17 protein-coding genes are annotated in these 16,828 nt (G+C 57.1%); 5 read left to right on the top strand and 12 right to left on the bottom strand.

Going from position 1 to position 16,828, the window contains the following annotated elements; translation table 11 throughout:
* Positions 1–124: 124 nt before the first annotated feature.
* The 5 genes from MUY35_RS13775 to ccoN all read right to left on the bottom strand — a co-directional run bounded on the left by MUY35_RS13775 (position 125) and on the right by ccoN (position 4,891).
* Entirely contained in the window at positions 125–1,270 is a 1,146-nt protein-coding gene (locus MUY35_RS13775) for a tetratricopeptide repeat protein (RefSeq protein ID WP_248369582.1), read from the bottom strand.
* A 188-nt stretch (positions 1,271–1,458) separates the two neighbouring features.
* Positions 1,459–2,331 carry a cytochrome-c oxidase, cbb3-type subunit III gene (ccoP, locus tag MUY35_RS13770; RefSeq protein ID WP_248369581.1) on the bottom strand — a complete coding sequence of 291 codons (873 nt, stop codon included), beginning with the start codon at positions 2,329–2,331 and terminating at the stop codon, positions 1,459–1,461.
* A complete protein-coding gene (locus tag MUY35_RS13765) occupies positions 2,328–2,537 on the bottom strand; it encodes a cbb3-type cytochrome c oxidase subunit 3 (RefSeq protein WP_248369851.1) in 210 nt (69 codons plus the stop codon). The genes ccoP and MUY35_RS13765 overlap by 4 nt, the downstream gene beginning before the upstream one ends.
* 12 nt (positions 2,538–2,549) lie before the next feature.
* The gene (gene ccoO, locus MUY35_RS13760) at positions 2,550–3,275 is read right to left on the bottom strand and encodes a cytochrome-c oxidase, cbb3-type subunit II (protein ID WP_248369579.1); all 726 of its coding nucleotides are present in this window, start codon (positions 3,273–3,275) and stop codon (positions 2,550–2,552) included.
* 14 nt (positions 3,276–3,289) lie between these two features.
* Positions 3,290–4,891 carry a cytochrome-c oxidase, cbb3-type subunit I gene (gene ccoN, locus MUY35_RS13755; RefSeq protein WP_248369577.1) on the bottom strand — a complete coding sequence of 534 codons (1,602 nt, stop codon included), beginning with the start codon at positions 4,889–4,891 and terminating at the stop codon, positions 3,290–3,292.
* A gap of 215 nt (positions 4,892–5,106) precedes the next feature.
* Between ccoN and MUY35_RS13750 the strand changes: the two genes are divergently transcribed.
* Positions 5,107–5,946 carry a universal stress protein gene (locus tag MUY35_RS13750; protein WP_248369849.1) on the top strand — a complete coding sequence of 280 codons (840 nt, stop codon included), beginning with the start codon at positions 5,107–5,109 and terminating at the stop codon, positions 5,944–5,946.
* 87 nt (positions 5,947–6,033) lie between these two features.
* Here MUY35_RS13750 and fnrL read toward each other — a convergent pair whose 3' ends face one another.
* Complete coding sequence (fnrL, locus tag MUY35_RS13745) at positions 6,034–6,786, bottom strand: transcriptional regulator FnrL (RefSeq protein ID WP_248369575.1); 753 nt, start codon at positions 6,784–6,786, stop codon at positions 6,034–6,036.
* Between the two features lie 78 nt (positions 6,787–6,864).
* On the opposite strand from fnrL, the gene hemN reads away from it, so the two are divergent.
* A complete protein-coding gene (hemN, locus tag MUY35_RS13740) occupies positions 6,865–8,220 on the top strand; it encodes an oxygen-independent coproporphyrinogen III oxidase (protein ID WP_248369573.1) in 1,356 nt (451 codons plus the stop codon).
* Between the two features lie 12 nt (positions 8,221–8,232).
* Here the strand turns inward: hemN and MUY35_RS13735 are convergent, their stop codons facing one another.
* On the bottom strand, positions 8,233–9,003 hold the full coding sequence (locus MUY35_RS13735; protein ID WP_248369571.1) for an alpha/beta fold hydrolase: 771 nt from the start codon (positions 9,001–9,003) through the stop codon (positions 8,233–8,235).
* 84 nt (positions 9,004–9,087) lie between these two features.
* Between MUY35_RS13735 and MUY35_RS13730 the strand changes: the two genes are divergently transcribed.
* Positions 9,088–9,543 carry an NUDIX hydrolase gene (locus MUY35_RS13730; RefSeq protein ID WP_248369569.1) on the top strand — a complete coding sequence of 152 codons (456 nt, stop codon included), beginning with the start codon at positions 9,088–9,090 and terminating at the stop codon, positions 9,541–9,543.
* Between the two features lie 52 nt (positions 9,544–9,595).
* Here MUY35_RS13730 and MUY35_RS13725 read toward each other — a convergent pair whose 3' ends face one another.
* The 5 genes from MUY35_RS13725 to MUY35_RS13705 form a co-directional block, all read right to left on the bottom strand.
* On the bottom strand, positions 9,596–10,732 hold the full coding sequence (locus MUY35_RS13725; protein WP_248369567.1) for a hypothetical protein: 1,137 nt from the start codon (positions 10,730–10,732) through the stop codon (positions 9,596–9,598).
* A 203-nt stretch (positions 10,733–10,935) separates the two neighbouring features.
* Positions 10,936–12,579 (bottom strand): chaperonin GroEL, encoded by a 1,644-nt coding sequence (gene groL, locus MUY35_RS13720; RefSeq protein WP_248369565.1) that lies wholly within the window; start codon positions 12,577–12,579, stop codon positions 10,936–10,938.
* A gap of 40 nt (positions 12,580–12,619) precedes the next feature.
* Complete coding sequence (locus tag MUY35_RS13715; RefSeq protein ID WP_247037049.1) at positions 12,620–12,907, bottom strand: co-chaperone GroES; 288 nt, start codon at positions 12,905–12,907, stop codon at positions 12,620–12,622.
* 172 nt (positions 12,908–13,079) lie between these two features.
* Entirely contained in the window at positions 13,080–14,204 is a 1,125-nt protein-coding gene (locus MUY35_RS13710) for a cytochrome c peroxidase (protein WP_248369563.1), read from the bottom strand.
* Between the two features lie 82 nt (positions 14,205–14,286).
* A complete protein-coding gene (locus MUY35_RS13705; RefSeq protein ID WP_248369561.1) occupies positions 14,287–14,940 on the bottom strand; it encodes a DUF2161 family putative PD-(D/E)XK-type phosphodiesterase in 654 nt (217 codons plus the stop codon).
* Positions 14,941–15,109: 169 nt separating this feature from the next.
* On the opposite strand from MUY35_RS13705, the gene MUY35_RS13700 reads away from it, so the two are divergent.
* Together MUY35_RS13700 and MUY35_RS13695 are read left to right on the top strand one after the other, a co-directional pair.
* Complete coding sequence (locus MUY35_RS13700) at positions 15,110–15,640, top strand: dihydrofolate reductase family protein (RefSeq protein WP_248369559.1); 531 nt, start codon at positions 15,110–15,112, stop codon at positions 15,638–15,640.
* A 104-nt stretch (positions 15,641–15,744) separates the two neighbouring features.
* Positions 15,745–16,665: a manganese-dependent inorganic pyrophosphatase gene (locus tag MUY35_RS13695; RefSeq protein ID WP_248369557.1), complete on the top strand. Its 921-nt coding sequence runs from the start codon at positions 15,745–15,747 to the stop codon at positions 16,663–16,665.
* The last annotated feature ends 163 nt before the right edge of the window (positions 16,666–16,828 follow it).

Below are 16,828 nucleotides of genomic sequence, written 5' to 3'. Positions count from 1 at the left end.
GCCGTTTCAGGTTAGTCATTGATTATTATCAAGTTTCAAATATGTCACGGCGCCATCGCGTCGCAGCCTGTCAATTGGCCGCACCTGATGCAGGGCGCTTATGCAGTTTACCTTGCATCCACACCTATTTGCGCGACCCTAACGCTTCTAACGAAAATTTCCTACCAACGTGGATCATATAACGCTCCAGACCATGGTCAAAAACCTGCTGGTCCGCCTTTGCAGCCTCAGCATTTGGGACAAACCCGTCATCGGCCATGGCGTTAACCAAAAGAAGCCGCGCGTTCGGACCACCGATTTCTAGAAAGCCCGCAAACTCCTGTTTGGCCAGATCGTATTGGCGGATCATGCTGTAGGCGACGCCAGCAAAGTATCGTTGTGCCGCATCCCGATACACGACACGCACCAGTGCCGTTTTCAGGGCTGCCCATGGCCCAAAGGGGTCTTCGGTCAATTCCCTGACCATATTCTCAGCCACCTCGTTGATGTATCGTTGCCCGGACTCCTTGTCCTCGAATTTCAGATAGGTCGCCCCTAGAAAAAGTGCGGGGAGAGGCTTGTCTTCTCCTGTCGCTTTCCACGCTTCAAATGCTGCCAGCGTTTCTTGCTTGCTGTAGCCCAGATGCAGGTAAAGACGCCCGAGATAGAAATATGCACCCCTTTTTCGTTTGCCTATTTCGGGCTTGACTTCCTTTTTCAAAATTTCAATCGCGGCTTCATACCGCTCGAGTTTGATAAGAATTTTTATCGTGCGCTCGGTCGCACCAGTATCAGCGGGATCCAACTGCAAAACTCGCTCATAGTCCTTTAGTGCAGCATCATAGAGGCCTTTTGCGCTAAGGCTTGCCGCCCGCCACTTGAGATGGCTGATACGCCTTGGCTCCAGTTCAATAGCGTTGGCGTAATCTGCCTGTGCAAGGTCGAACTTGCCCACTACGTCATTTGTATTGGCCCGCAAGACAAGCGCATCTGCGTTGCTTGGCGTTAGCTTGATCACCATATCCAAATCTGAGATTGCTGCTTCGTAATTCCCTGCCGTCCTGAATGCGTGCCCACGTTCAAGCAAAAGGAAGCTGGTGCCCGCGTCTGAAAGATCAAAGCGTTCCAGTGCGCTACTGCAAGCCTGGATGTTCGCATCATACGCCGTCGATGGATCGCTGCAAATTTCGACTAGCGCGTCAAACCCGTGCACCTTTCGATAATAGTTGTTCGCCGACATAGCCACGGACAGCAGGATTACGACAATCGAGACTATTCTGATCTTGGACATACTAAGAACCCTGAGGCGAAAAAACTCAGGCACTTCTATCAGGGATAGTCTCAAACCAAAACCCGGATACTCTCGCATCCTGGTTTTGAAAAAGTTGGCACCGACCCCGGAGAAACGCGCGAACAGGATCAGGGGCCGGTGCCGTTAACCGGGGAGTGAGGCCCCGGATCTTGTGGTTGGCCGGTGGCTTATTCGCCGCCGCCCAACTGGTGGACATATGCCGAAACGGCGTTGATCTGGCTTTCGGTCAGCTTACCGCTCCAGGCTGGCATAACGCCGAAGGGGCCGTTGGAAACCGTCTCGGTGATCGCCTCTTTGGTATCGCCGTAGAGCCAGATTGCGTCGGTCAGGTTTGGCGCGCCTTGGGTGCGGTCGCCCGTGCCGTCTTCCATGTGGCAGGCCGTACAGTTGTCAGCAAAGACAGTCGCACCGTCCGCCACCAGCGCCATGTCAGCGTCTGGTTTGGTAACGGGGGACAGCGACATAGAATACGCCACAACCTGCGCGATTTCCTCGTCGCTCAGGTAATCTTCGCCAAATGCAGGCATTTCCGAATATCGGGTGTCTTCGTCATCTTCTGACCTGATACCGTGCCGCAGGGTCAGCTGGATGTCTTCCAGTGTGCCGCCCCAAAGCCAGTCATTGTCAAGCAGGTTGGGATAGCCAACGTTGCCCGCAGCCCCGGACCCGTGGCATTGCGAACAGAAGGTGGCGAACGTCGCGCGACCGGATTGGATTGCATAGTTATGCAGATCACTGCCTTGTTCCAGCGTGTTCAGATCGGCCGACGCCAACTGGGCCTCCAGTTCGCCATTCATGGCGGTGAAGCGATCAATTTCGGCAGCAACTTCGGCGCGGGTCGAATAGCCCAGATAGCCAGCGGTCGCCCCTTTGATCAGTGGCCACGCCGGATAAGCGATGGAATACCACAGGCCCCAGATGATGGTCAGATAGAAGACCCAGACCCACCAACGTGGCAGCGGGTTGTTGAACTCCTGAATACCGTCCCATTCATGGCCGGTCGTTTCGGGTTCTTTCTTTTCAACAGGTTTTTTACTCATTGCTGCAACTCCTCCTGAGCTGAGCGCCCGGTTTCCCGGTCACCGACAGGTTTGTCTTCGTGGCGGAAGGGAATGTTGGCCGTATCTTCGTGGACCTTGCGGCTGCCGGGACGAAACGCCCAGACAACAACTGCAAGGAAGAAGACAAACATGGCCAGAAGGACCCAGCTGTCTGCGATTTCGCGAAGCAGTGAATAGGTGTCCATCATTCCGTCTCCTTACCGGCTTGGGTCGGGCGTAAAGGTCGAGAAGTCGACCAAAGTTCCCAACATCTGCATGTAAGCGATCAAAGCGTCCATTTCCGAAACACCGGGCTTGCCATCGAAGTTGCGCACTTGCGCCTTCGGATAGCGCGCCAGAAGCCCATCATAGTCGCTGTCAGGATCGGCCTGTGCCAGCCAGTCGGCTGCGGCGTTTTCCATCTGCTCGTCGGTGTAAGGCACACCGACCATCTGATTGGCTTTCAGCAGGTCTTCGATATATGTCGGCTCGATCAGGCGATCCGCCAGGAAGGCATATTTCGGCATCACCGATTCCGGCACGACCGACTGCGGATCCATCAGGTGATCCACATGCCATTCGTCCGAATAGCGGCCACCGACGCGGGCAAGGTCGGGCCCAGTCCGCTTTGACCCCCACTGGAACGGATGGTCATACTGGCTTTCCGCCGCCAGTGAGTAGTGGCCATAACGCTCAACCTCGTCGCGCATCGGGCGGATCATCTGCGAGTGACAGACATAGCAGCCTTCGCGCACATAGATGTTCCGGCCCTCAAGCTCGAGCGGCGAATAGGGACGCATGCCTTCCACATCCTCGATCGTGTTTTCGAGGTAGAAGAGCGGTGCGATCTCTACGATGCCACCCACGCTGACAACCAGTAGGCTGCCGACCAGAAGAAGCGTTGCGTTCTTTTCCAGAACAACGTGTTTGTCGAGAATTCCCATTGGTCCTCCCCTCCTTATTCAGCCGGCGCCGTTTGGGCGTCACTGGCAGTTTCTGCTGCCGGCGAACGCTTCACGGTCATCCAAAGGTTGTAACACATGATCAAGGCACCCGTGAGGAACAGAACCCCGCCCATACCGCGCACCACATACATCGGGAACTTGGCGGCAACGGTGTCGGCGAACGAGTTCACCAGGAAGCCTTGCGCGTCAACTTCACGCCACATCAGGCCTTCCATGATACCGGTGACCCACATCGACGCCGCGTAAAGCACGATGCCGATTGTGGCGAGCCAGAAGTGCCAGCTAACCAGTTTCAAACTGTAAAGACCGGCACGGTTCCAAAGACGGGGAACAAGGAAATAGAGCATCCCGAAGGTGATCATTCCGTTCCAGCCAAGTGCGCCAGAGTGCACGTGACCGATGGTCCAGTCCGTATAGTGGCTCAACGAGTTCACGGCGCGGATCGACATCATCGGACCCTCAAAGGTCGACATGCCGTAAAAGCCGATCGATACAACCATCATCCGGATGACCGGGTCGGTACGCAGTTTATCCCACGCGCCAGACAGGGTCATCAGACCGTTGATCATGCCACCCCAGCTCGGCATCCACAGGATGATCGAGAACACCATGCCCAATGTGCCAGCCCAATCAGGCAGCGCGGTATAGTGAAGGTGGTGGGGACCTGCCCAGATATACAGGAAGATCAGCGCCCAGAAGTGGATGATCGACAGCTTGTATGAGAAGACCGGACGTTCGGCCTGTTTCGGCACGAAGTAGTACATCATGCCAAGGAAGCCAGCGGTCAGGAAGAAGCCAACCGCGTTGTGGCCATACCACCACTGCGTCATGGCATCCTGCACACCCGCGAAAAGCTGCACAGATTTTGACCCGAAGAACGACACCGGCATTGCCAGGTTGTTGATCACGTGCAGCATGGCGATGGTGACGATGAACGACAGGTAGAACCAGTTGGCCACATAGATGTGCGGTTCTTTCCGCTTCATCAGCGTGCCCATGAACATCAGCAGATAAGCCACCCAGACGATGGTCAGCCAAAGGTCGGTGTACCATTCGGGTTCTGCATATTCTTTGGATTGGGTCGCACCAAGCAGATAGCCGGTGGCGGCCAGAAGGATCACGATTTGGTAGCCCCAGAACACGAACCAAGCCAAGTTGCCGCCCCAAAGGCGCGCGCCCGAGGTGCGTTGAACAACATACATTGATGACGTGACCAAGGCGGTGCCGCCAAATGCGAAAATCACTGCCGACGTGTGCAGCGGGCGCAAGCGTCCGAAATTCAGATAACCTTCGGCCCAGCCAAAGTTAAGGCTTGGGAACGCCAGCTGAAACGCAATAAACGTTCCAACCAGAAACCCAACCGCGCCCCAGAAGGCGGTCAAAGCGACACCCACGCGCACGGGGCCATCCATGTAACCGGTTTCTACGACCTTCGTTTCACCCACTCGACGGAGCGAATAGATAAACAGGCCTGCCGCGATCAACGTTATCAGGATAGCGTGTACCTGGTATGCGATGTCGCGGGCATAACTTGCAGCAATTGCGGCCATCACTGCGATGAGGCCGTAGATCGCCAATTTGAGGTAATCCCACATTTTGCGTCCCTTCGTCTTATGTCACAAACCCCCGTCCCACGACCGGATGGGGGCACTTCTTGACTTTTGTCGGTTTCTACCTATCTGTCCAAGCCCGCTTTGATCCATATCAAAACGACATGACGGTCTTAGAAAAACCCCGATTGACCCATGTCAAAGCGTCGCAGGCGCGGCAGATGCACGCTGGAGTCAACGCCAAACCGGAGGGCAAAGCGATGACTTACCGCACTGTTACCACAATCGTCACTGATACCACGCATTGCAAAGGGTCACTTGAGGCTGCAAAGGCGATTGCGGCCCAGCATGACGCGCACCTAGAAGTTCTATGTCTTGGCGTCGACCGCTCGCAGCAAGGGTTTTACTATGCCGGGGCTTCGGCCATGGTTGTTCAGGACAATCTGGCACAAGCCCGCGAAGAGGCGGTGGAGCTTGAGGCGTTCGCGCGTCAAGCACTGTCCTCTCACCTCCTGCCGTGGTCAAGCGCAGCGCTGACGGCACAGATGGTCGCGTTGAACGGAGTCGTCGCACATCGCACACGGTTTTCCGATCTCGCCGTCATGCCGCGCCCCTATGGCGATGGTCGCGGCCATGACGCCGAGGCAATCGTAGAAGCCGCGCTTTTCGACGGCAACGTGCCCGTTCTTGTGATGCCGGACGATGCCACCTATCCCCAATCGGTCGGTAAAGTTGTGGTCGCGTGGAACGAAAGCCCCGAAGCCTTGCGCGCGGTACGGCAGGCGCTGCCTTTCCTGAAGCAGGCCGACTCGGTATCGATCGCGGTGATCGACCCACCGCAACACGGGCCGGAACGCTCGGACCCCGGCGGCCCGCTTAGCCAGCTTCTGGCCCGCCATGGCGTGCGCGCCGAAGTGTGCGTACTGGCGAAAACAATGCCACGTATCGCGGATATTCTGAACCGCCATGCACGCGACCAGAATGCCGACATGATTGTCATGGGCGCCTATGGACATTCGCGGTTTCGCGAATCGATTCTGGGCGGTGCAACCCGGCACATGTTGGAAGTGGCCGAGGTGCCGATCGTGCTGGCCCACTGACCCGGTCCGAAAACAAAAGAAGGGCGCCGCATCTGGCGCCCTTAGCTAATTTTCCATCATCCGTTCAACATCAGGCCGACACGCAGATCAGGTGATTAGTCCACCGTCCATGTCGTCACCCGTCTCGGAAATAAGCCTGTTCAGGTCGGGAATGATGACACGGCGCTTGCCCTGAAGCTCAATCACCCCTGATTTTTTCAGGGCCGACACCTGACGACTGACGGTCTCCAGCGTCAGACCAAGATAATCCGCCATCGACTCACGCGTCAGTGGCAGTTCGAAGCTCATCCCGTCGCGGGGTGGCTTCACGTGCAGCGACGCATCGCGACGCGCCAGAATGGTCAACAGGCTTGCGATCTTTTCGCGTGCTGTCTTGCGGCCCAGCACAATCATCCATTCCCGCGCGCTATCAAGTTCATCCAGCGTCATCTGCAAAAGCCGCGTACCGATGGCAGGCGTCTTTTCCATCATGTTTTCAAATGGCGTCTTACGAAAACAGCACAAAGTCAGGTCGGTGACGGCCACCACATCGAAAGGTGCGGTGTTGCGACCCGGTCGCCCAATGAAATCGGACGGCAAAAGCAAGCCAACCATCTGGGTCCGCCCGTCTTCCATCGTCTGGCTCAGCGTTGCGATACCACTGACAACGCTGGACACGAACTCCATCGGATCACCGGACCAGATCACGGGCTGTCCCGCCTCGAAGGTGCGATAATACTTGATCGCATCAAGCTGCTCTAACTCGTCGGGCTGGCAACGCGCACACACGGCTCGGTGGCGAATTGGGCAAGTGCCACAATCACGGGTATTGGCTCTGGTGTTGAAACTGATGTCGTTCATGTGTTTTTCGACAAGAGATGTATCTTGTCTTGATCCTGATCAAAGTTGCGCGCGAGTTTCTGGTTAAACCCTATTCGAATGCAGACCTCTTCGCAACTCAAACGCCTTGGTCTTTTTGACGCGCGCGTGCCCCGCTATACCAGCTACCCGACTGCCCCGCATTTTAAGCCGGGTGTCGGTGCTGAAGTCCTGTCCGACTGGATCAAAGCCATTCCTGAAAACGAGGCAGTATCGCTATACGTGCATATTCCGTTTTGCCGTCGACTGTGCTGGTTCTGTGCCTGTCGCACACAAGGCACGTCGACCGCCGAGCCTGTCGCGGCCTATGTGGAGAGCCTCAAGCAAGAACTGGCAACGATCAAAGGCCTGCTTGCCCGAGGCGTGAAGATCGAACATTTGCACTGGGGTGGCGGCACGCCCACACTGCTGCAACCCGAAATGATCGCGGATCTGACCAGCAGCATTCTGGACACAATCCCGCTTGCACAAGATGCTCAGTTCTCGGTCGAGATTGACCCGTCAGAAATCGACGACGCCCGCCTTGACGCGTTGGCGGATGCGGGAATGAACCGCGCCTCGATCGGGGTTCAGGACTTCGACCCGATGATTCAAGAAGTCATTGGCCGCCCGCAAAGTTACGAGATTACCAAACAGGCGGTGGATGGCCTGCGCACGCGTGGGATCGACAGCCTGAACATGGATATCCTTTACGGCCTGCCGCATCAAAACACCGCGCGGATTGCCGATTCGGTTGAAAAACTGATCAGCCTTGGCCCGGACCGGGTGGCACTGTTCGGCTATGCCCATGTGCCATGGGTCGCGCGTCGTCAAACGCTGATCCCGACCGAGGCGTTGCCATCGGCGGAAGAAAGGCTCGAGCTTTATTACACTGCCCGCGACCTGTTCCTTGCGGCAGGATATGACGAGATTGGTATCGACCACTTCGCCCTGCCCTCTGACGGTCTGGCAAAGGCCCACAAGGCCGGCACGATGAAACGGAATTTCCAAGGCTATACCGAGGACGTATCGAAGGTTATGATCGGCGTCGGCGCAAGCTCGATCGCGCGTTATCCGCAAGGCTATGCGCAAAACGAACCGGCCACGTCGAAATACCAAGCAGCGGTGCGGGACGGTCGACTGGCCGGCGCCAAAGGGCACGTGTTCACCGAAGATGATATTGCGCGAGGCCGCGTGATCGAAGAGCTTCTGTGCTATTTCCGCGTGGATTTTGCCAAGCTGGCTGATGAACTGTCGCGTCCGGTTGAAAGCTTCCTGTCCATGGTCGACGGCTTGGAACAGGTCATGCCCGGCACGACGGACCTGACCGGAACGGTTCTATCCATCCGCGCCGAGGCGCGGCCTGTGGCGCGGATGATCGCGCGCCATTTCGATAATTATGAAATGAATGAAAGCGGACACAGCCAGGCGGTTTAACTCCCGCCTGCGCTAACGATCTTTGCGCAGCGTGCGGTTGCGATAGCCCGCTTCGGTGGCAATATCATCCAGCACCTGCGCCAAGGTCATTTCGTGATCAAACTTACCGGTTTGCAAGAATTCCGTGACCTGCGCGATCACCAGCGGGTTCACCATCATAAAGGTATGCGTGACCGGCAGAACGATATGATCGTTCATCCCGTCAATCCTTGTGTTGTCCACGGATACTTTGCCGTCATCCTCCCCTTCTATCACAGCCGAGTAAATCGGGTTCAGCGACCGGTTGCCAGCAATCACGCCAAGTTCAAACGCAGCATGGTCCGTGCGATTGGGGACCGAATCTTCGTCCGTGCCCAGTTGCAACCCGGCCGGGCCGTGCAACCATTCGAACGGTTCCAGATCACCGAACGCATCGACCAATTGCGAGCCTTGGTTCGGTGGTGCCAGCATGACGACGCGGCCCATATCAGCGGGTCGGTGGTCCTGAAGCCAAACGCGCACAAGTATGCCCCCCATCGAATGGGTCACAAAATGCACCTTTTGATCACCACAGGCCGCAAGCGCAGGTGGGATGGCAGCTTCAACCAACATACCGATCTTCGCCTTGGTCGACGGATAACCTAAGTTCACCACGTCATAGCCAGCGACGCGCAGACTCTCCTCCATTACCCACAGGGACGACGGCGATCGTGCCAGCCCGTGCAGCATCACAACGCATTCAGCCCGCGCGGGCGCGGACAGGGCGGCGATAAAGCCTAAGGACAGGGTCAACATTCGTAACATACCCGATAAATACGCATCCCGGACCCGGGTTTCGAGAGGCGCCTTGTCACAGGGCTGTTGATCAGCAACTCTTGGCGCATGTCGATGTCGTTCAATACACCCCGACTTGCTGTGCGTGGTCTGATCTTGCAGGAAAATCGTCTGCTGATGGTCAACGCCTATGGCGGCGGTATCTCGGATCTTCTGTGCCTCCCCGGTGGCGGGGTCGAGCCGGGCGCGAGCCTGCCCGACAACCTGATCCGCGAAGTGTATGAAGAATGCGGCCTGACCGTCTCGGTCAGCACCCCTGCGTTGGTGAACGAATTTTACGACCCGGCCACAGGCTTTCATCAGGTCGAGGTCATCTTTCGCTGCAAGTTGGACGCCGGGCAGCTTGACCCAGCCTGGCAAGATTCTGAGTCGATTGTGACAGACCGGCGGTGGGTCGCGGAAGACCAGATCTCAACGCTGCATTTCCGCCCACTTTCGCTGCCCGAACTTGCTTGGGGCGAAGTGCACACCGCGCCGTCCTACGATGCGTTGGAAACCATCGTCAGATGAAAAACGCCCCCGCACAAGGTGCTGGGGGCGTCATCTGTTTCTGTAAGCGGGCTTAGCGCACTTCGGTATAAAACCCCGGCGCGAACCAACGAATGATCAGGGCTCCTGCCCCGGTGACCGCAATAGCCAGCGTTGCGAACCATCCAATGAACGGGATCATCGCCAGCACCGTGATTGCCACCGCGCCAACAAATGCGGCAATCGCGCGCTCTGTCAGTGTTTCCGGCAACGGACGGTTGACCGCGCTCAACACGCCGACCCCAAGGAGATAGGTGCCAATCACATAGCCCGCGATGCCCAGTAGCACAGCCAGCACGATAGACGCAGGGATCAGCAGAATACCGAAACCGGTCAGTGCGAACAGGAACAATGATCCCGCAAGGGCCGAGATGGTCAAAAAACCCATCCACAACGCGCGCACCGGGGTTTCCAAGGTGCGCAGGCGCAACGCCAACAAGAAGGCGGGCGAAACCGCTGCGATCAAGGACGCCAAAGCCGTCAGAATAAGGATCGAGGTGATCTTGTCCCCCAGCCACGCGCCCCAACCGTAGCTTGACCGGTCAAGTGTCGCACCCCCATCCGGGTCGGCATTGGCGTCGAATTCATCCGCGCTGTGACGTTCGATGCGTTCTGCCGGGATGACGTATGCAGGAATGGCAATCGCGTCGGGATCGTCGGCATAAAGGAACAGCTTGCCCTCGATACGGGCGTTGTCGCCAAAGCTGATATCATCAACCGCAAAGCTGGCGTCACCCGCGATGACATCAGTCAGCATGATGTTCCCGGCAGCCACCAGCGCGCTGTCACCGACCGGGCCGTTGATTTCGACCCGTTGGGCCGCGACCCGAAGGTCGCCCCCCACCGCATTACCGATCAGCACCGTATCACCGGCCAATTGCGCATCACCGCCGACGCTGCCTGCAACGTTCACATTCATACCGGCTGCGTAAAGGTTTTGACCCACAGGGACAGAAATCGACACCGACCGGCCACCCGCATGGGCGCTGCCTTCGACGGGCGCGGAAATCACAACCGTGTTGCCAATGATAAATACGTCATCCACAGCATCGCCGGACAAGGTGACATTGTCGCCGGCCATATAAGCGTCGTTGCCGAAACGATAGACCTCTTGCGCGGTAGCAGGCACCGCCAGAAGGGTCACGAAAAGAAGAATTAAGGATCGAAACATGGCTGCCCCCGCCAATTGATGATGTTATGCCCATTAACATAAAGAGTGCTTCACAAATTTGTAAGGGGCATTTGCGCAATTTCCACCACAAATCAAAAGGGCGCCCGAATGAGCGCCCTTTTTTAGAGTTTCTTACGTAGCTGTCGGCAGACTGGCCTTGCGGCCAATCGCCTGTCGCAATCGAATTCCTTAGGGAATTCGATTTACATCATGCCGCCCATGCCGCCCATGTCGGGCATGCCGCCGCCAGCGCCGCCGCCATCTTTCTGCGGCTTGTCAGCAACCATGGCTTCCGTGGTAATCAGAAGACCAGCGATCGAGCCCGCGTCTTCCAATGCGGTCCGTGTCACTTTGGCCGGATCAATAACACCGAACTTGAACATGTCGCCATATTCTTCGGTCTGCGCATTGAAGCCAAAGGTCACGTCTTCGCTTTCACGGATCTTGCCAGCAACCACGGCACCGTCAACACCCGCGTTTTCAGCGATCTGGCGCAGCGGCGCTTCCAGCGCTTTTTGCACAATGCTGATACCGGCGTTTTGGTCAGCGTTATCGCCTTCCAGACCTGCAAGTGTTTTGCCAGCCTGAATAAGAGCAACACCGCCACCCACGATCACGCCTTCCTGAACGGCCGCACGGGTCGCGTTCAGGGCGTCATCGACACGGTCTTTGCGCTCTTTCACTTCAACCTCGGTCATGCCGCCAACACGGATCACAGCAACACCGCCTGCCAGTTTGGCAACACGCTCTTGCAGCTTCTCACGGTCGTAATCCGACGTGGTTTCTTCGGCTTGCGCACGGATCTGAGCGACACGCGCTGCGATCTCGGCTTTTTCGCCAGCACCGTCAACGATGGTGGTTTCGTCTTTGGTGATCTGGATCTTCTTGGCCGAACCCAGCATGTCCATTGTCACGCTTTCAAGCTTCATGCCCAAATCTTCCGAGATCACCTGACCACCGGTCAGGATCGCGATGTCTTGCAGCATGGCTTTACGACGATCACCGAAGCCCGGCGCTTTAACCGCAGCGATTTTCAGACCGCCGCGCAGCTTGTTGACAACCAGAGTTGCCAGCGCTTCGCCTTCAACGTCTTCTGCGATGATCAGCAGGGGTTTGGTCGACTGAATGACCGACTCAAGCAACGGAACCATCGGCTGAAGCGACGACAGTTTCTTTTCGTGCAGCAGAACAAGACAGTCGTCCAGCTCGGCGATCATTTTGTCGGGGTTGGTGACGAAATACGGTGACAGGTAGCCGCGGTCGAACTGCATACCTTCAACAACGGTGGTTTCGGTTTCGAGGCCTTTGTTTTCCTCGACCGTGATCACGCCTTCGTTGCCGACTTTCTGCATCGCGTCTGCGATTTGACGGCCGATTTCCGACTCGCCATTGGCTGAAATGGTGCCAACCTGTGCGACTTCGTCGGAGTCTTTGACTTCGCGGGCCATCGCTTTGATGCTTTCGACGACTTTTGCAACGGCGGTATCAATGCCGCGCTTCAGGTCCATCGGGTTCAGGCCAGCAGCAACCTGCTTCAGACCTTCGCGAACAATCGCTTGGGCCAGAACGGTGGCTGTGGTGGTGCCGTCGCCGGCTTCGTCATTGGTGCGGCTGGCGACTTCTTTCACCATTTGCGCGCCCATGTTTTCGAACTTGTCTTCCAGTTCGATCTCTTTTGCGACCGTCACACCGTCTTTGGTGATGCGGGGGGCGCCGAACGACTTGTCAAGAACCACATTGCGGCCTTTCGGGCCAAGGGTCACTTTGACAGCGTCAGCGAGGATATTGACGCCGCGCAGCATTGCGTTGCGGGCATCGGTGTCGAACTTTACGTCCTTAGCAGCCATTTAGCTTACTCCTGGAAATACGTGTAATCGGGTCAGACGATCAGGCAATGATGCCCATGATGTCGGATTCTTTCATGATCAGCAGCTCTTCACCGTCGATGGTGACTTCGGTGCCGGACCATTTGCCGAAAAGGATTTTGTCGCCCTCTTTGACGTCCATTGCGATGCGATCGCCGTCGTCATCCTTGGCGCCAGCGCCGACAGAAACAACCAGACCTTCGGCCGGTTTTTCTTTCGCGCTTTCCGGAATGATCAGGCCGCCTGCTGTTTTTTCGTCGCTTTCAACGCGGCGGACCAACACGCGGTCATGCAGTGGTGTAAATGCCATTTCTGAGACTCCCTAAGCTCAGTTTCACTTCTCTTAGCACTCACCGGGCGCGAGTGCTAACGGCGAAGAGTTAGGGCGTCATTTGAGGGGTGTCAAGCAATCGGTCAAGAATTTTGCCGCACCACCGCGAAGCCACGGCATCCGATCTGCGTTGGGCAACCTGTGTGGCGGCCTATTCCTCTAACAGATGTTCGTATCGCGCGTCGGTCAGCGTCTTCATGAAAGCCACCAGCGCGTCGATGCGCTTATCGTCCAATGCCGGCCCATGGGTCAGCTCGGTCACAGCCAGGTTCTGTGGAATTTCGGGCATGGCCCATGGCTTGTCTGTTTCCGGGTTGATCTGGCGGGCTTTGTCCAGCGTGTTGTATTTATTGTAAAACAACATGACAGTTCGCAGATCTTCAAACACCCCGTTATGCATATACGGCCCAGTCACGGCGACATTGCGCAAGGTCGGCACTTTGTACCGCCCGCCCGCATCAGCGCTGTCGACATCAGGGTTTGCCAACAGCCCAAGATCAGGGCCTTCAACACCGTTCGCGGCCCGCACGGCCCCGTTCACCGGCACGCCGATGTTGTGGTATTCATAATTTGTGAACGTCTCGTCCTGAGCGATCGGAGAGACGCGCACTTGGTGGCACAGGTTACAATTGGTGAACTGTTCTGAAAAGAACAGCACTCGGCCCAGCTCTTCGTCATCCGACAGCTCAACCTCGCCGCGCAGAAACCGGTCGTATTTACTGTCGAAAGGAGAAAACAGATCGGTGCTTTCAAACGCGGCGATGGCTTGGGTCATGGCGTCATAGGCCGCTTCATCGTTGTCCCAAACCGCATCGCCAAACAGCGCCTTGAACGCAGCCACATAATCCGGGTCTTCGGCCAGTCGAGCGACGACCGAAGCCTCATCCGGCATCCCCATTTCAATGGGGTTCAGCGGTGGCCCGCCCGCCTGCCCGGCCAAACCAGCCGCGCGCCCGTCCCAAAACATGCCGCCGCGCCAAGCGCGTTTGTCCATTTGTTCAAAGTCCGGCGTGAACTTCGCATAGGTTGCTGTGGGCGCGGTGCGATCGCCCAGGCTTTCGCCATCATCGCCCAACGACACGGCGCGGCCCACATCCGTTTCGCGCGGGTCAACAAAGCCGTTTTCCGGGTCGTGACAGGTCGCACAGGATTGCGTGCGGTTCTTGGACAGGTTCACATCGAAAAACAGCGCCTCGCCCAGCTCCTCCAGACTGTCAAAAGCGGAAACGGGCGTCGCCAGCCCGATCATCAAAGCCGAGGTTAGAAATAAGCGCATGAGATCAGGCTCCTAGTGGTGACCAGCAGCACTTAACAAAGATTTGCGCGAAAACAAATTGATCCTGATCAAAAAAGTCGGATTAATTATCCAGCGCCGCAAGCCCGTCCGCCGTCAGGCCGTAAACGCCACGCTCAACCCGCTCAAACCAACCATAGTGGTTGATTGCCATCATCCGGGTCGCGGTTTTGACGCCCGTCGCACTAGCCAGCGCAGCCCCCTTCATCGGCCCCTCTTTCGCCAAACACGCCACCAGCTTCTCGGCGTCTTGCCGATAGGCGGTCACGATCTTGCCGTTCGTGCCGCCAGTGTTTGGGTCGCCGTCACGCCGGGCAAATTCAGACATAAGCCGCGCAGATTTCACCTTTGATTTTCGGGGCATGAACGGGCCGGGATCGGCATGAACCTGCACCAGCCCCTCTTTCAGACGCACCGACAAAACCCCCAACCCAAGCCGCTTACACAAGCCCACATTGCCCTTGAACGCGCGCCAGCCAGGTTTGCCAACCCAACGCGGCACGGCCACATAGACCATATCGGTCACAGCTTGCCGCGCGACGGCTTGTTGAAGCAGTGTCAGGGAAAACCCCGCCTTCAGCTCGACAATAACCGGAGCATCGTCACCCCGCAGGGCCACGACATCAGCGGGGCCAACTTCGGCTTTCACCTCATACCCCAAACCTTCAAGCCAGGATTTCACGGGGGCATAAAGCTCGGTTTCAGCGGGTTTCGACATGCGCCCTTTCTAACGTCAGTGGTGGGGTGGGTCCAAGTTGTTTACGCAAACCGCCCGCACCGCTATAATGATCCTGTTTATGAGGAGCGCCCTGACAGTGATCAAGTAAGCCCATCTGCTTCAAACATCCCAACCGGGGTTCGTTTACTTTCACATTACAGGATATCTCTTGCGAGAAATCATCTATGACGTAGCCGTCAGCCTTGACGGATTTATTGCTGGTCCGCGTGGGGATGCCTCGGCCTTCCCGCACGAGGGCGATCACATTGCCCCCTATCTTGATCGGCTGGCCGGGTATGGCACCGTGATCATGGGGCGAAAGACCTATGAGTTCGGATATGCCTTTGGTCTTGAACCCGGCGCGCGCGCCTATCCGCATATGGATCACCACATCTTCTCGACCAGTATCAACCTGCCGGACGGTGCGGATGTCTCGGTGGTGCGATCAGACTGGCCAGCGCATCTGGAAAACCTGCGCGCAGCGAGAGGTAAACCCATTTATCTGTGCGGCGGCGGGCAGTTTGCAGGCTGGCTGGTGCAACAAGGCCTGATTGACCGGCTTATTTTGAAAAAATCGCCGATCACGCTGGGCGCGGGAATTGCACTGTTTGCAAACGGCCCAATGACGACGAAGTGGCTGACCAAATCGGTGACACCCTATGCAAGCGGCGTCACCTTGCTTGAACTAACCCGAACATAAACACCGCGCCCGCAAAAATGCTGCGACGCAGCGCGTGACAAATGGGGGCGCGCGCCCTATAAGGCGGGCAAAATTCAGTGACTCATAAAGACGGATAAACCAAAATGACCACCCTTGTTTTCGGCCACAAATCCCCTGACACCGACTCGACCGGATCGCCCATCATCTGGGCGTGGTACCTGAACGAGATCAAAGGCGGCAACGCCGAAAGCGTTCTGCTGGGCGAACCCAACACCGAAGCCGCATGGCTGTTGAAGCGCTGGGACCTGCCCAAGCCGCGCATCATTGCGGACGTGGAAGACGACCAGCCCTGCGTCATCGTCGACACCAACAACCCCGCCGAGCTGCCCGCCAATATCAACGGCGCCGACGTGCAGGCGATCATCGACCACCACAAACTGGTTGGCGGGCTTGAGACCAAAGGCCCGATCGACATCACCATCCGCCCCTTAGCCTGCACCGCGACCATCATGTATGACTTGATGGGCGACGACGTAGCCAAGATGCCCGACTGGGTCAAAGGCACCGTGCTGACATGTATCCTGTCGGACACGTTGGAATTCCGCTCGCCCACCACCACCGACCGCGACCGCGAAGTGGTAAAGGTTCTGGCGGATGATCTGGGTATCAACATCACCGACTACGCCGCCGAGATGTTCGCCGCCAAGTCCGACGTGTCCGAATTCTCAGACGCCGAGCTGATCCGCATGGATTCGAAAGAATACGAGGTCGACGGCACCAAGTTCCGTGTGAGCGTTCTGGAAACGACCGCGCCAGAAATCCCGCTGGACCGCAAAGCCAGCCTGATGGAAACGTTCAAAACCGTCGCCGCCGAGGACGGTGTCGATCAGGTGCTTCTGTTCGTCGTGGACATCCTGAAAGAGGAAGCCACCCTGCTGATCCCCAACGACGTGGTGAAAACCGTGGCTGAAAAGAGCTTCGGCGCGAAGGTCGAAGGCGACGTGGTTGTCCTGCCGGGGATTATGAGCCGGAAGAAGCAGATTATTCCGAATTTGGCTGTGTAGGCTGGGACAACAACGAAAGAGCGAAGGCCCGCGCCATTGCGCGGGCTTTTCTTTGGCCCAAGGTCTGGTTTGAGCCCATTGTGACGGTTGTCCGAACTATGCCGATTGCCATTGCTGCTATTCCCGGTGTGGATCATTCGCCGGAAGCGCACCGCGCAAATCC

This window comes from Aliiroseovarius sp. S1339 (assembly GCF_023195695.1).
Classification (GTDB): domain Bacteria; phylum Pseudomonadota; class Alphaproteobacteria; order Rhodobacterales; family Rhodobacteraceae; genus Aliiroseovarius.
The sequence above is the reverse complement of the archived record's forward strand: the minus strand, read 5'-3'. Positions and strand labels throughout refer to the sequence as shown.

Excerpts from the sequence above, each read along its gene's own strand:
- MUY35_RS13735 (WP_248369571.1), bottom strand. The coding sequence starts at position 9,003 with ATGTTACGAATGTTGACCCTGTCCTTAGGCTTTATCGCCGCCCTGTCC.
- MUY35_RS13695 (WP_248369557.1), top strand. The coding sequence starts at position 15,745 with ATGACCACCCTTGTTTTCGGCCACAAATCCCCTGACACCGACTCGACC.
- MUY35_RS13730 (WP_248369569.1), top strand. The coding sequence starts at position 9,088 with ATGTCGTTCAATACACCCCGACTTGCTGTGCGTGGTCTGATCTTGCAG.
- MUY35_RS13765 (WP_248369851.1), bottom strand. The coding sequence starts at position 2,537 with ATGGACACCTATTCACTGCTTCGCGAAATCGCAGACAGCTGGGTCCTT.
- fnrL (WP_248369575.1), bottom strand. The coding sequence starts at position 6,786 with ATGAACGACATCAGTTTCAACACCAGAGCCAATACCCGTGATTGTGGC.
- MUY35_RS13725 (WP_248369567.1), bottom strand. The coding sequence starts at position 10,732 with ATGTTTCGATCCTTAATTCTTCTTTTCGTGACCCTTCTGGCGGTGCCT.
- MUY35_RS13710 (WP_248369563.1), bottom strand. The coding sequence starts at position 14,204 with ATGCGCTTATTTCTAACCTCGGCTTTGATGATCGGGCTGGCGACGCCC.
- MUY35_RS13705 (WP_248369561.1), bottom strand. The coding sequence starts at position 14,940 with ATGTCGAAACCCGCTGAAACCGAGCTTTATGCCCCCGTGAAATCCTGG.
- groL (WP_248369565.1), bottom strand. The coding sequence starts at position 12,579 with ATGGCTGCTAAGGACGTAAAGTTCGACACCGATGCCCGCAACGCAATG.
- MUY35_RS13750 (WP_248369849.1), top strand. The coding sequence starts at position 5,107 with ATGACTTACCGCACTGTTACCACAATCGTCACTGATACCACGCATTGC.
- MUY35_RS13775 (WP_248369582.1), bottom strand. The coding sequence starts at position 1,270 with ATGTCCAAGATCAGAATAGTCTCGATTGTCGTAATCCTGCTGTCCGTG.
- hemN (WP_248369573.1), top strand. The coding sequence starts at position 6,865 with ATGCAGACCTCTTCGCAACTCAAACGCCTTGGTCTTTTTGACGCGCGC.
- ccoN (WP_248369577.1), bottom strand. The coding sequence starts at position 4,891 with ATGTGGGATTACCTCAAATTGGCGATCTACGGCCTCATCGCAGTGATG.
- MUY35_RS13715 (WP_247037049.1), bottom strand. The coding sequence starts at position 12,907 with ATGGCATTTACACCACTGCATGACCGCGTGTTGGTCCGCCGCGTTGAA.
- ccoO (WP_248369579.1), bottom strand. The coding sequence starts at position 3,275 with ATGGGAATTCTCGACAAACACGTTGTTCTGGAAAAGAACGCAACGCTT.
- ccoP (WP_248369581.1), bottom strand. The coding sequence starts at position 2,331 with ATGAGTAAAAAACCTGTTGAAAAGAAAGAACCCGAAACGACCGGCCAT.